Origin of the sequence: Cognataquiflexum aquatile (genome assembly GCF_003316845.1) — a bacterium.
Taxonomy (GTDB): domain Bacteria; phylum Bacteroidota; class Bacteroidia; order Cytophagales; family Cyclobacteriaceae; genus Cognataquiflexum; species Cognataquiflexum aquatile.
Map to the genome: position 1 here is coordinate 313,120 of NZ_QMIK01000004.1, position 13,871 is coordinate 326,990.

At 41.5% G+C, this 13,871-nt stretch carries 14 protein-coding genes; 6 read left to right on the top strand and 8 right to left on the bottom strand.

The window, feature by feature from the left end:
- Positions 1 to 130 precede the first annotated feature (130 nt).
- Positions 131 to 709: a DUF4136 domain-containing protein gene (locus tag DQW11_RS12885; RefSeq protein ID WP_113924485.1), complete on the top strand. Its 579-nt coding sequence runs from the start codon at positions 131 to 133 to the stop codon at positions 707 to 709.
- Between the two features lie 6 nt (positions 710 to 715).
- Here the strand turns inward: DQW11_RS12885 and DQW11_RS12890 are convergent, their stop codons facing one another.
- The 8 genes from DQW11_RS12890 to DQW11_RS12925 all read right to left on the bottom strand — a co-directional run bounded on the left by DQW11_RS12890 (position 716) and on the right by DQW11_RS12925 (position 8,781).
- A complete protein-coding gene (locus DQW11_RS12890; protein ID WP_113924913.1) occupies positions 716 to 2,278 on the bottom strand; it encodes a glycoside hydrolase family 3 protein in 1,563 nt (520 codons plus the stop codon).
- A 416-nt stretch (positions 2,279 to 2,694) separates the two neighbouring features.
- Positions 2,695 to 3,978: an MFS transporter gene (locus DQW11_RS12895; protein ID WP_113924486.1), complete on the bottom strand. Its 1,284-nt coding sequence runs from the start codon at positions 3,976 to 3,978 to the stop codon at positions 2,695 to 2,697.
- Entirely contained in the window at positions 3,975 to 4,454 is a 480-nt protein-coding gene (locus DQW11_RS12900) for a GNAT family N-acetyltransferase (protein WP_113924487.1), read from the bottom strand. The genes DQW11_RS12895 and DQW11_RS12900 overlap by 4 nt, the downstream gene beginning before the upstream one ends.
- Positions 4,451 to 6,148: a glycoside hydrolase family 10 protein gene (locus tag DQW11_RS12905; protein WP_113924488.1), complete on the bottom strand. Its 1,698-nt coding sequence runs from the start codon at positions 6,146 to 6,148 to the stop codon at positions 4,451 to 4,453. The genes DQW11_RS12900 and DQW11_RS12905 overlap by 4 nt, the downstream gene beginning before the upstream one ends.
- Before the next feature lie 6 nt (positions 6,149 to 6,154).
- Positions 6,155 to 6,820: an N-acetylmuramoyl-L-alanine amidase gene (locus tag DQW11_RS12910; RefSeq protein ID WP_113924914.1), complete on the bottom strand. Its 666-nt coding sequence runs from the start codon at positions 6,818 to 6,820 to the stop codon at positions 6,155 to 6,157.
- 162 nt (positions 6,821 to 6,982) lie between these two features.
- Complete coding sequence (locus tag DQW11_RS12915) at positions 6,983 to 7,429, bottom strand: Hsp20/alpha crystallin family protein (RefSeq protein ID WP_113924489.1); 447 nt, start codon at positions 7,427 to 7,429, stop codon at positions 6,983 to 6,985.
- Between the two features lie 117 nt (positions 7,430 to 7,546).
- Complete coding sequence (gene hutG, locus DQW11_RS12920) at positions 7,547 to 8,506, bottom strand: formimidoylglutamase (RefSeq protein ID WP_113924490.1); 960 nt, start codon at positions 8,504 to 8,506, stop codon at positions 7,547 to 7,549.
- A gap of 50 nt (positions 8,507 to 8,556) precedes the next feature.
- A complete protein-coding gene (locus tag DQW11_RS12925) occupies positions 8,557 to 8,781 on the bottom strand; it encodes a hypothetical protein (RefSeq protein ID WP_113924491.1) in 225 nt (74 codons plus the stop codon).
- A gap of 249 nt (positions 8,782 to 9,030) precedes the next feature.
- On the opposite strand from DQW11_RS12925, the gene DQW11_RS12930 reads away from it, so the two are divergent.
- The 5 genes from DQW11_RS12930 (at position 9,031) to DQW11_RS12950 (ending at position 13,838) form a co-directional block, all read left to right on the top strand.
- Positions 9,031 to 10,437 carry an anthranilate synthase component I family protein gene (locus DQW11_RS12930; protein WP_113924492.1) on the top strand — a complete coding sequence of 469 codons (1,407 nt, stop codon included), beginning with the start codon at positions 9,031 to 9,033 and terminating at the stop codon, positions 10,435 to 10,437.
- A 97-nt stretch (positions 10,438 to 10,534) separates the two neighbouring features.
- A complete protein-coding gene (locus DQW11_RS12935; RefSeq protein ID WP_113924915.1) occupies positions 10,535 to 11,101 on the top strand; it encodes an anthranilate synthase component II in 567 nt (188 codons plus the stop codon).
- Between the two features lie 259 nt (positions 11,102 to 11,360).
- Positions 11,361 to 12,374, top strand: a complete 1,014-nt coding sequence (trpD, locus tag DQW11_RS12940; protein ID WP_113924493.1) for an anthranilate phosphoribosyltransferase — start codon at positions 11,361 to 11,363, stop codon at positions 12,372 to 12,374.
- Between the two features lie 5 nt (positions 12,375 to 12,379).
- Complete coding sequence (trpC, locus tag DQW11_RS12945) at positions 12,380 to 13,198, top strand: indole-3-glycerol phosphate synthase TrpC (RefSeq protein WP_113924916.1); 819 nt, start codon at positions 12,380 to 12,382, stop codon at positions 13,196 to 13,198.
- A gap of 1 nt (position 13,199) precedes the next feature.
- Positions 13,200 to 13,838, top strand: a complete 639-nt coding sequence (locus DQW11_RS12950) for a phosphoribosylanthranilate isomerase (protein WP_113924494.1) — start codon at positions 13,200 to 13,202, stop codon at positions 13,836 to 13,838.
- Positions 13,839 to 13,871: the final 33 nt, after the last annotated feature.

Genomic DNA, 13,871 nt, shown 5'->3' on the forward strand with positions numbered 1-13,871 from the left:
CATAATCAATTTTATAACTTCAAAACATTCGTGGCCTAAAGAAGTTTTCTATAAGTCATTAATGAATTGAATCAATAGCCAGTCTTTATGTTTGTTTAAACGATTTAAATTCCCTCAAAGGTTGTTTGTTATGAAAAAATCAGCACTATTTCTCTTTTCCCTTGCTGTTGCATTTTCTGCTTGCATGAGCCAAAAAGATTACATCGCAGAATACGATTTTAATTATGCTGGTAATTTTAAGAGATACAAAACTTTTGGTTTTGTCATTAACCCATTTCCCGATACGACTAACCATCATTTGGCTATTGAAAGGACAATTACCAATAGATTGGGTTCTCAGGGTTTTAAATTACAGCCCGAGAAGCCCGATATTTTGATCAATTACAAGGTATTTATCGATGGAGTGAAATACCGGGGATATGAACAGCCTAATTTTGATTATTGGGTGCAGAGAAGGAGCGAGGAAGTAGAACTGACAGAACAGCAGGAAAAAGAAAACCGGGAGAAAGATGAAAATTACAATCAGGTAAAATTCACTGAAAACAATGGCATGTTGGTTATTTTTGTGATCGACAACAAAAGGGGTAACACTATTTGGCAAGGATATACTCCTGCGAGTTTTGATTTTTATTCCCCTGAAGTCAATACCGAACTGACCAAAGCAACCTATAGGGTAATGGATCAATTTAAGATTTTGACAAGAAATTAACCACAATCAATCAAGCTTGCCCTCTGCTTCAATTTTTCCCAAGAAGTGGAGGGCAGCTGCTTTTTGGGCAGATTCAAAATTTTGGAAGGCACAAATGATTTTACTGAATTTTTGGAAATTGCCGATTTCATTCAGTGAAAGGGGAGACCCGAACAGATAGAGTTGACAGTTTTTATTTTCAATACAGATCATAAGCTTTTTGATCATTTCGATGTCCATCCCAAAATTATTCACAGGCTTGGCCGAGGGTACAAAAACCGCGATCAGAAAGTTGTCAAAATCCTTTAATTTTTCCCAGCTCGGATCGGTAAGGGAAGTCAAGCCAATTGATTGAGAAGAAGTGACTTTGTCCAATTCTGAAAAGAAAACATTTTCATTTTCTTGAAATAAAGAAACCTTCGCAAACTTGGCATCTGATAAATCAAGGGAGGTTTGTGGGTTTTGGTTGGAAATTTCGGTGATGTAATGGCGTGGGAGCTTGTCATTGAAAGCAATATGACCAGACCAGTCGAATCCTTTTTCTTTCGGAAGGTAATCAGAATTGATTCCGAGTTTTTCCTTAAGGCGGGTCACTTTTTGATAACTATCCAAAATCTTTTCTTCTGATCCATTCCTGAGGATCATCTCTATTCCTTCTGCCACATTTTCTGAAAAACAGAGCAGGTCATTTCCTGCAAGGAATGCTTCCCACTCCAACTGTCCCGGTTCGGGAAAAAGGTCAGAGACACTTTTCATATTCAATGCATCGGAAACCACGATTCCTTTGAATCCCATTTCCCTTTTCAATAAGTCGGTAATGATTTCTTTTGAAATGGATGCGGGAATAGTTTTTCCGTTGGAAAGCGCCGGTGCAGCCAAGTGCCCCACCATGATCATGTCGATACCCGCTTTGATCCCATTGGCAAAAGGATAAAGTTCTTCGGAAATCAATTCTTCTTTTGTTTTATTAATCACAGGAAGTCCAAGATGGGAATCAGTGTCTGTATCTCCATGTCCCGGAAAATGCTTGTAACAGGCCCCAATTCCGGCTTTCTCCATACCTTGATACATTGCCAAGGCAAATCTGCTCACCTTCTCTTTGTTAGGTCCAAAAGACCTGTATCCGATCACAGGATTTTTGGGATTGGTATTGATGTCCGCAACCGGGGCAAAATTCAGGTGAATTCCAGTCTGCTTGAGGTCTTTTCCCATCCGGTAACCTGTTTGAAAAACCAAATCCTCATGTTCAAGAGAAAGTGCTCCCAAGGTAATGGCGTATGGATATTGGGGTGTATTTTCTATCCTCATCGCCAACCCAAACTCGGCATCAATACTCATTAAAAGTGGTTGTTTGGAAATGGATTGGTATCGGACGATCAATGCCCGAAGTTTTTCAAGCGTATTTTCATAAGTCAGCTTTTCTTGTCTTTTCTCAAAATTTGCTGCGGCACTGTGGCGGCTATGGAAAAAAGTAAGGCCACCGATGTGTTGGTTTTTGATCAATGACTCGATTTTCAAATAATTTTCTTCCGTATCATGGATAAATGCCGCCGGCGAAAAAAGCTGTCCAATTTTTTCTTTTAAAGTCATTTTTGAGAAAATTTTTGATTTCAATTTTAAATCCATTTTAAAGACTTCTCTCTTCGTTCGAAGTGACAAGGAGAAATTTTTTCTTCAATTGGGCTTTTTTACTAAGAGTTGCTCACCCCTTCATCCTTCAACCTTTAGCCTTCATCCTTTAAAAAGACTTCTCTCTGCGTTCGAAGTGACAAGGAGAAATTTTTTCTTCAATTGGGCTTTTTTTCTAAGAGTTGCTCACCCCTTCATCCTTCAACCTTTAGCCTTCAACCTTTAAAAAGACTTCTCTCTGCGTTCGAAGTGACAAGGAGAAATTTTTTCTTTAAACAACTAAATCACTTCTCCCAACCTATCCATTCCTCTTACCTTTCACCTCTAACCTTTTACCAACCTTCCACCTCACTACTTCGAACTTCCAACTTCATCCTTCAACCCTCACCCTTCATCCCTTCTTTTTTCTTCCCATATTCCTTTGGAAATTTCACATACCTCACCAAAAGAATACCAGGAATTGCTGCCGCGACTACCCAAAGGAAGAACCCTTCATACCCCAACCATTCCTGCACAAAACCACTTGCCATACCGGGAAGCATCATTCCCATGGCCATAAATCCAGTTGCTATGGCATAATGGGAAGTTTTGGAAGGTCCTTCTGAAACATATATCAGGTACATCATAAAAGCTGCGAATCCAAACCCATAACCCAACTGCTCCACTACTACAACAGCGCCGGCCCAAAATGCGGATTCAGGTTGGAAATAGGCCAAAAGGTAATAGAAGAAATTGGGTACGTTCAATGCCAAAATCATCGGCAACATCCATTTGCCCAAGCCATCTTTAGATATGACGACACCTCCGATGATGCCTCCAAGAGAAAGTGCAATAATCCCAAATGTCCCATAAATCCAACCGACGTCCGTGGTACTTAGACCCAAACCACCATCAGCTCTGCCATCTAAGAAAAAAGGAGAAACCATTTTTAACAATTGGGATTCTCCCAAGCGATAGAAAAGTATAAAGGCCAACGCGACCCAGATTTCTTTTTTCTGAAAAAAAGAACCGAAAACCTTCCCAAATGTCAGTTGAACCTCTTTCACGTAGCTGCTACTTTTTTCTATGTTGGGAGTTGTCCAGAGATTGATCAGTGTCAGTATAAACATCAATCCCCCGACCAACACCATGGTCAGAGACCAAGCTTTGGTATTGTCTCCGTATGTGACTTCAAGATATCCAGCCACAATCACAATCAATCCCTGACCGGTTACCATCGCCACACGATAGAATGTGCTTCTCAGACCGATGAAGAACGATTGTTGTTCTTCCTTCAAAGCCAAGAGGTAAAACCCATCCGAAGCAATGTCATTGGTCGCAGAAGCAAAAGAAGCCAACCAGAAAAATGCCAATGTCAAAACAAAAAACTGATCTGTAGGTACACTGAGGCCTATGCAAAGAAAGGCAAAAGACAATACCAGCTGCATTGCCAAAAACCATTTTCGTTTGGTTCCATAAAGGTCTACCAATGGACTCCAAAGTGGCTTGATGACCCAAGGGAGGTAAAGGAAACTGGTGTAGAGTCCAATATCAGAATTTTCCACCCCCAGTTTCTTATACATGATGACAGAAACCGTGATGATTAACACATAAGGAATCCCTTCCGTCAGATACAGAGGTGGAACCCAATACCATGGATTGTTTTTGATGGTTTTGCTCATGGCTTCTTTCTGATGAGGTTTTGGTAAATGCTGATTTCAGAACTTTCAATGATGCTTGCCCCAACAGTATTTTTATAAAAATCAGCAGGTCCCACTCCCCCGATGATGGCATAGGCATATCCCATTTCCTTCATGGATTGAAGGCTTTTGACCAAAAGTACTTTTCCTATTCCTTTTCCCCTCATAGCTTCCAGAGTTCCTGTTGGCCCAAAAAAGTTCTTTGCAGTAGATTCAAAACAGGCAAAACCCAAAATCTCATTTCCTTTTTGCGCAATCCAACAGTTTACAGGAATTTGGCAAAAGGCTGACTCCACTTCATTTGCCCAGTAAATACCGAAATTTTCAAACACCCATTCCCTGACAAATGACTTTTCAGGAGGTATCGGTTTTCGAAACACGATATTCTCCTTAGCCAAAATGGCTTCATTCTCCGAAATATCCGGGAGTTCCATCAAGCGGACAAGCATGTCTTTCATGGGATTTGGGTTTTTGGGTTAGCCTGAATTTCGAAAACCTTTGGTTTTGTTTCTTTACCAAATCGATCCAAGAAACTGATGGCAATGTATTTTTGACTGATGGTATTCAAAACCGGAAGCAACATCCTGTTGCTTTCATCCAGATATATCCTTTGGGAGGAAACATTCTCTTTGCGTTTTTGCAGATCAGGAAGGGTCGGCGCGATGTAGATCAATGCAAACCGAAAATCCGGCTGTATACCCCGCTCAAACTGAAAAGCAAATCCGTCGCCATGTGGGATCAGAATGGGAGTTTGGCCTGTTGGATTGCCATTGGGATTTGGAAGTACATCAGGAGGCAATGCCGCGAAGTGGTAATGGTTTTTGTGCAGCAAATCGGCGACATCCTTATTTTTTACATACATCGATTTGGCACTGAAGTAAGCGTTCCCGGATATGTTTGGAGTGATCTTGGACAGTCCCACCTGATTGGAGATTTCCATTGGGTTTTCCCAGGCTTTGTCCGCATTGTCACGGATTTTGTAGGGGCCGTTTCCGATATAAATTTTGGTGTTGTAATGGTTTTTTGACCACCAGTTTACCAATTCTCTGTGTGAAGCAAGGTTATAATCCATGCTCCAGTACAATTGGGGAATGAGGTAGTCAATCCATCCGTTTTTCATCCATGTCAGGACATCGGCATAAAGATCGTCGAAGTTGGTCTGTCCGGCTCTGGTTTTGGATCCTGACGGGTCTTTGTCGATGTTTCTCCATACGCCAAAAGGACTGATTCCGAATTGAACCCAAGGCTTTTCGGCTTTGATGGTTTCATTTACTTCTTTGACCAAAAGATTGACATTTTCTCTTCGCCAATCATCGAGTTTTTGTCCGGGTTTTCCATACTTTTTAAAAGATGCTGCGTCATTAAAAACTTCCTTTTCCACTTTGTAAGGATAAAAATAGTCATCAAAGTGGATGGCATCAATATTGTAATTTTGGACTACTTCTTTGATGATTTCTACCAGATGAGCCCTTACTTCGGGCAAACCGGGATTGTAATAATACTTCGTGGCATACTTGATCATCCAATTGGGATGCTTGACAAAATCATGGTTTGGACTGAGGTCTTTGGTTTCCATGGTCATGGTAGCCCGGTAAGGATTAAACCATGCATGGAATTCCAATCCCCGTTTGTGCGATTCCAATATCATCCAAGAAAGAGGATCTTCCATGGTATTTGGTTTTTGGCCTTGTTTCCCTGCCAGGTATTTGGACCAAGGGGAAAATTTGGATGGATAAAATGCATCGCCGGCTGCCCGAACCTGCACAATCACCGCATTGAAATTGAGTGATTTGTAATAATCCAGAAGCTTTACAAAATCTTCCTTTTGCTTGGAATAGGAATCTGTTGAAGAAGTTGGCCAGTCAATATTGGCGACTGTCGCGATCCAAACTCCTCTGAATTCCCTTGGACTCGGTCCCAATTCAATTTCCAAAGGTTTGTAAAAAGAAGGAGGACTTGGTGCAGTAACGGTTTTGGGAGGATAGTTGCTGTTGCCGTCAGGTTTAGCGGGAACAGAGACTTGCGGACTTGTTTTCGTTCTGGAAGTGGGGACAGGTGTCATTGTCTTGCAGGACTGTATTCCCATGACCAGGGCAAAAAGGAAAGCTAAATGAAATATTCGGGATTTATTCAATTTGAATGGAGGCTTCATGTTTGGTTAAGGATTACTTTTGAAATTCAGATCTGCCAGTTTTTTTCTTAGCTTTTTCATGAATTTTGGTCCTGGATCCTGTTTTTGGGTCAGGTAGTTGGGGTCAGTTTCTTTCCAAATGGGTGTTCCCTGAAAGGCATAATATTCGTGGTGCCCGATGACATAGGTCAGTTTATATTTTCTGTTGAGGTATCTGATCAATGCAGCATTGGCCTTGACCTGCGCTTTGGTCAGTGGCGCATCCGGGCCCCCGATATTTTCGATACCAATTGCAGTATAGTTGAGTCCAATGGTATGTCTTGCAAAGGTCGTGTCAGGAAGTAACCTGAAGATAGTTCCGTCCCGGTCAACCAAAAAATGCGCCGAAACATTGAGGTTACTAGCAGCAGTAAGTTCCGGTCGGCCACCAAGTTGAACAGGATTGAAAACATCAAAAGTCGATTCCAAGGAATACACTGCGGTCCAATGCACTACAACCATGGTGGGAACAATTGTCGCGGTTTCCTTTTCAATCCCGTGTCTGTTTTTCAGGTATTCAATAGAGAGTTTTTCTCTTTCCTCGTCAAAAATAATGGGCTTGTCAAAGATCCGAAAAGTCTGCGCTTGGGCTCCTGATACCAAAGCAGTAATTAAAATGACCGATAAATAGACCAAAAGACCTTTTTTATTCATGGTTTTTGTTGTGAGGGTGTTGAATTTCAATTTTTACTCAAAATAAAGGAATTTATTGGTAGGTATATTCCAATCATCAAAACTTTGGACAATACAACGCTTTTCCAAAAACAAAAAGCCCCAGCCTTATAGGCTGGGGACTTGCATACGTAGGAAAAAATCTTAACCTACCGAAATGGCCTTTTTGGGTTTGTCACTTTCAATAACCTTCTTGGGGAGGACAACATTCAAAATACCGTTGTCATATTTGGCATCTATTTTTTCGTCCATCACATTCTCAGGAAGGCTAAATGAACGCCTGATACTTGAATAAGAGAATTCTTTCTTACGGTAATTTTCTTTTTTCTCTTCTTTCTTCTCTTCTTTTTCGGCGCTGATATTCAGCATTCCATCTACTACTTCGACTTTAAAATCTTTTTTGTCAAAGCCCGGTGCAGAAAGTTCAAGTTTGAACTCTTTGTCATTTTCAATCACATTGGTGGAAGGAATTTCCACGCCTTTTTCAGGAAGCCAGAATTTTTCATCCAAATCAAAAGGGTTTTCTGTTCCGAAGAAATCCTGGACCAATTTTGGCCAAGCACTTCCGTTTTGCTTAGTTAGTAATCCCATGGCTTTAAGAATTTAGAGTTAATTGGATTTATTTAACAGCACCAAGTTAACATTGTTCCAATAAAAACCACATGACAATAGTCACATTACCAACTGATTGTGGTCAAAAAATACAATTCAAAAAAGCTTTCTTACAATATTTTCAATACATTTTGAAGCCAATCTTCCTGTGGCATTATCCCGATCAAAATCCGGATTGAGTTCGACAATATCCATGCTTATCAGCTTTCCTGTTTTGGCCAAATAATCGAATATCCTGAAAGCCAACTCAGGTGAAAATCCCAAAGGAGAGGGCGCACTCACCCCGGGTGCATATGCTGATGAAAAACCATCAAGGTCTATACTGAGGTATATTTTATTGAATTGAAGACAAAAATCATCTAAAGTTTGTGCAATGGTTTCCCAATTTGCCAAAGTGAATTCCTCCATTTCCATCCATTGGACTTTATGTTTTAAGGCAGTTTCAAAAAGCACTTTTGGATTGGATGATTGTTGGATACCAAGGCATAGGTAATGGAATTGGCTTTGGTAATCATTGGCCAACTGAAAAAAGGGGGACCCTGAATGTCCTTTGCCGCTGTTCAATTCCCTGAGGTCAAAATGTGCGTCCAGATTGATGATGCCTAATTTTTCTCCTTTGGGAATCAAATACTCCATTATCCCGCGACCATGGGCAAAAGCAAGGTCGTGTCCACCACCCAATAAAACAGGGAAATAGTGGTTTTGGAGTAATTCGGTGACGGTTTTGGAAATGAGGGAATGGCTGGATTCCATGTCTTCCCCTTCTGTGATTATATCCCCCAAATCATAAATCCCAACTTCCTCAGGCAGGTGAAAGGCCATCGGGCCCATCATTTTCCTGATAGCTTCCGGACCTTTGGCTGCACCCGTTCTTCCCTGATTTCTACGTACGCCTTCATCTCCTGCATATCCTAGGATTGCAATCCCTTTTCCATTTGAAGGTTGATCGATGTGCAGATTATCCACACAGGTCACAGCCTGATGCCAATATTGAATGGAATCTGAAGGACGTCCTGTCCAGGTATGCGGAAGTGTAGGATGGTGAAGAAGAGTCATTTTTAAGGATTGAAACCGGTTTTCGTTTAAAGTTTTACCAAAAAATTCGGTTATGATTTGGCAAGATAAAGGTTGAATTCCAAGGCATTGCCCGCTACAAATTCATCCACGGCGAGGTCTTCCATGATTTCATCATCAAACTCCATTTCGGTTTTTTCCACTTTTCCGTCGGGATGGATAATCAGTTCAGTTCCGGTCCAATCCTCAGGATTGACCTTGACCAATACCTGGTAATCGTCAAACACCCTTTTGAAATATTTTGGCATCGTACCCATAGCGTTCAATTTTTTTATTCAAAATTACCGATAATTTTTATTCAATAATTTTTTGTTAAGCAAAATGCATTTTTAACTTTGTCCCACTGAAAAAAATGAAAACAACTCAAAACAAATATTGGTGGTGGCATTCGACTTCTAAAATGGAAGAACCGGTTGTTGTTGCCTAATTTTGTGTTTGACTGACATATCGAAAGGGCTTACTGGTTTTTCCAGTAAGCCCTTTTTTTATTCCTTAAACCCTCTGCAATGGAAAAGTTCAAAATCAATACCCATCATAAAAAGCGCTTGGCTGACACGATTACGCCGGTCAGCATTTACCTTCAGATCAGGGATAGGTTTGCCAATCCCATTTTGTTGGAGAGTTCTGATTACCATGGGCAAGAGGACAGTTTTTCCTATATCTGTTTCAATCCGATCGCGTCATTTTCATTCAATGCAGGTCAGGTGAAGGAAACACTTCCTTTTGGCGAGTCCATATCCTATCATGTTGGGCCTGAATTGAGCCTTGTTGATGCGCTGCGAAAGTTCTCTGGTAGATTTCAGGATGACAACGGGAAGCACAAATTCATCAGCAATGGACTTTTTGGGTATATGCAATATGATACTTTGGCTTATTTTGAAGATATCAAGCTGGAAAATTCCTCTCCGGATTCGGTTCCGATGCTTCATTATGCGGTTTATCAAAACGTGATTGTAGTCGACCATTTCAAAAATGAGATGCATCTCTTTGAACATCAGGTGGAGGGAATCGAAACAGAAGTGCAGCTTCCGCTTTTGGAGACGCTTCTCAACAATAAAAACCTTCCTTCTTATTCTTTCAAATTGGTAGGAGAGGAGTCTTCCAACTATACCGATTCGGAATTTTTGGATATCCTCAAAAAGGGGCAGGAGCATTGCTTCCGTGGCGATGTGTTCCAAATTGTGCTTTCGAGGAAATTCTCCACCCAATTCAAAGGAGATGAATTCAATGTCTACCGCGCACTCCGGTCCGTCAATCCTTCGCCTTATTTGTTCTATTTTGACTATGGATCCTACAAGGTTTTTGGGAGTTCACCGGAGGCGCAGATTGTGGTAAAAAACAACAAAGCCACGATTTATCCGATTGCCGGGACTTTCAAACGGACAGGAAATGACATGGCTGATGCAGACTTGGCAAGGAAACTCTATGACGATCCAAAGGAGAACTCCGAACATGTCATGTTGGTAGACCTTGCGAGAAATGACCTCAGCCGGTCCTCCGAAAAAGTGGAAGTAGAGGTTTTCAAAGAAATTCAATACTATTCCCACGTCATCCATTTGGTGTCCAAAGTGACCGGTATCCTTCCCGAAGGTACCAACCCACTGCAATTGGTGGCCGATACATTTCCTGCTGGTACGCTGTCCGGCGCTCCCAAGTACCGGGCAATGGAACTCATCGACCAACTTGAAAATACTTCCCGTAAATTCTATGGAGGCGCTATCGGATTCCTGGGGTTCAACGGTGACTTCAATCATGCCATTTTGATCCGGTCATTTGTTTCCCAAAACAACAGATTGCGGTTCCAGGCCGGTGCCGGAGTCGTAGCCAAATCTTTTATCCAATCAGAATTGCAGGAGGTAACCAATAAACTGGAAGCTTTAAGAGTAGCCCTGAAAGCAGCAGAAGCGATTTGAAAAATTTAAAAAGTTGAAATTTAACCAAGGAAAGCTTAGAATAAACTGGATTTTAATTTTCCAATTTTTCAATCTTTCAATTTTCCAATCTAAAAAAATGAAACTCCTAGTACTAGACAATTACGACTCCTTTACCTACAACCTGGTTTATATCATCAGAGCTTTGGGCTATGGTCCACAGATGGATATATTCCGGAATGATAAAATCAGCCTTGAAGAAGTCTCCAATTATGATAAAATACTCCTTTCTCCAGGTCCTGGCGTTCCTGCCGAAGCTGGGATTATGCCCGAATTGCTGAAAAAATATTCCGCTACCAAGGATATCCTCGGCATCTGTCTTGGACATCAGGCGATCGGAGAGGCTTTTGGCGGGACTTTGATCAACCTTTCGGAAGTAGTTCACGGACTTGCTTCTGAAGTGAAAGTCGCTGACGATCTGATCTTCAAAGGCCTTCCCGAAAAATTCAAAATAGGCAGATACCATTCTTGGGTGATCAATGAACAGACACTTTCCCCTGATTTGGAAATCACCGCCAGAACACCCGATGGACAAATCATGGGTGTGAGGCACAAAGAATTCAAAGTCCGCGGTCTTCAGTTCCATCCTGAATCTGTGTTGACAGAACATGGCATAGAGATGATGAAAAATTGGCTGGAAAGCTAGGGGAGATGGGAAGGTTGGAAGTCGGGAAGTAGGAAGTATGTAAGTAGGAAGTATGGAGGTCGGGAAGTTGGAAGTTGGGAAAGTAGGGAGTACAAATATTAAGTACCAAGTACGAAGTGTCCAAAATTAGACCCAGCCAGATAACCATTAACCAATTAACCATTAACCCAATAACCAATAACCTGATAACCTGATAACAACTACAACCATTACAACAACCACAACCAATACAACAACTACAACCTATTAACCAACCTCCATGAAAGACATACTCAACCACCTGATTGAACACCGGAGCCTTTCGAAAGACCAAGCAAAGGAAGTTTTGAAAAAAATCACTTCAGGTTCTTACAACTCCAGTCAGATAGCGGCTTTCCTGACCGTGTACCTGATGAGAAGCATCACCGTAGAGGAATTGGGCGGATTTAGAGAAGCGATGTTGGAGTTGTGCATTCCTGTGGAGATAGCCGAATACGATGCCATGGACCTTTGCGGTACAGGCGGTGACGGAAAGGATACTTTCAATATCTCTACCCTTGCTTCCTTTATCGTAGCAGGTGCAGGACAAAATGTAGCCAAACATGGTAATACCGGTGTGTCTTCGATATGTGGTTCTTCCAATCTACTGGCGCACTTTGGTTATGAGTTTACCAATGACATCAGCAAGATCAGAAAGAGCCTCGATGAAGCAGGAATCTGTTTTCTTCATGCGCCGCTTTTCCACCCTGCCATGAAAAATGTTGGCCCCATCAGAAAGGAATTGGGTGTAAAGACATTTTTCAATATGTTGGGCCCGATGGTTAATCCGAGTTTCCCGAAAAAACAATTGGTAGGGGTTTTCAGTCTTGAGTTGGCGAGACTCTATGCCTACCTCTATCAGGAGCACGATGGCAACTTCAGTATTTTACATGCCTTGGACGGCTATGATGAAATTTCCCTCACAGGGGATTTCAAGATGATTTCCAATTCGGGGGAAAAACTCCTCAGTCCGGAGAGTATTGGTTTACCCAAAATATCTCCCGATTCCATCTTGGGGGGAGAAACCGTAGAAGAGTCCGCAAGAATATTTGACAATATATTGAAAGGAAAAGGAACAGTTCCGCAAAATTCTGTTGTCCTTGCCAATGCCGCTGCGGCGCTGGTAACGGCAGATCCTAAATTGGGATTTGAATCTGCCTTGGAAAAAGCCAAAGACTCCCTTTATGGGGGAAATGCGCTGAAAGTTTTCAATGCCCTGGTCAATCCAAAAACAACTGTTTCATTTTCAAACTGAACATGATGAATATTTTAGATAAAATAATTGCCCACAAAAAATTAGAAGTTGCTGAAAAAAGCAGCTTGGTACCTGTAAAGTTGCTTGAACAAAGTGTCTACTTTGACAGCAATGTCGTGTCGATGAAAAAGTACATCAAACACGAAAATAAAACAGGCATCATCGCAGAATTCAAAAGGAAATCCCCTTCCAAAGGAGCCATCAATACCAATGCCTCGGTGGAGACAGTCAGTATTGGTTATATGCAGGCAGGTGCTTCTGCATTGTCTATTTTGACAGACAAAGAGTTTTTTGGCGGAAAAAATGAGGATTTGACAATAGCCAGGAAATTTAATTTCTGTCCCATCCTTCGGAAGGATTTTATCATTGATGAATACCAGATCATCGAGGCCAAATCCATCGGAGCAGATTGTATCTTGTTGATAGCGGCGGCATTAGAACCAAAAAGACTTAAAGAATTGGCAGTTTTTGCGCATTCTTTGGGATTGGAAGTGTTGATGGAAGTCCATGATGGCGAGGAATTGGATGCTTCTCTGAACGAGCATTTGGATCTGATCGGAGTCAACAACCGAAGCCTGAAGACTTTCGAAGTTTCTTTGGAAACTTCCTTTGGTCTTGTGGAAAGGATTCCTACAGACTTTATCAAAATCTCAGAATCGGGCATTTCCCAGCCCGAAACCTTGGTATCGCTGAAAAATGCGGGATTTGATGGATTTCTTATCGGGGAAAATTTTATGAAATCTGCGCGTCCTGAGCAGGCTGCATATAATTTTATGCATGAATACAGAAGGTTATTGGTAGAAAATCAAGCAATTTCTCAATAAAATGAAGCTAAAAGTCTGTGGCATGCGGGAATCCGCCAACGTCAAGAATCTGTTGGGCCAAGTCCAACCGGATTGGATGGGGCTGATTTTCTACCCGGCTTCACCAAGGTTTGTGGACGATATCCAAGCTGATTGGATCAGAGATACAGAGATCAGGAAAGTAGGTGTATTTGTTGATGCCTCTCTTTCAGATATTGCAGACAAGGTCCAAAAGTTTGGACTTTCCACTGTGCAGCTTCACGGAGATGAAAGTGCGGAAGAGGTGAATAAAATAAAAGAAAAAACAGGTTTGGAGGTTTTTAAAGTCTTTTCAATCGACCAAAAAATCAATTGGAACAAACTTGAGGAATACCTGCCTCATGTGGACTATTTTCTTTTCGATACCTTCACCAACGCATATGGAGGAAGCGGAAAGACATTTAACTGGGAAATCCTCTTGGATTATCCTTTTGACAAACCCTTTCTGCTTAGCGGTGGTTTAACCATTGGACATGTGGAGGCCATCAAAGATTTGAAGTCCAAAGTTCCCCAATTGGAGGGCTTGGATATCAATTCCAAATTTGAAATCGAACCCGGACTAAAGGACATCGACTTGGTCTCTGAATTCAAAAAGTCACTTACAAAAACCCTATTTAAATAAGGTTTAAAAAACCAAAATGCCGAAGTCTCAAAT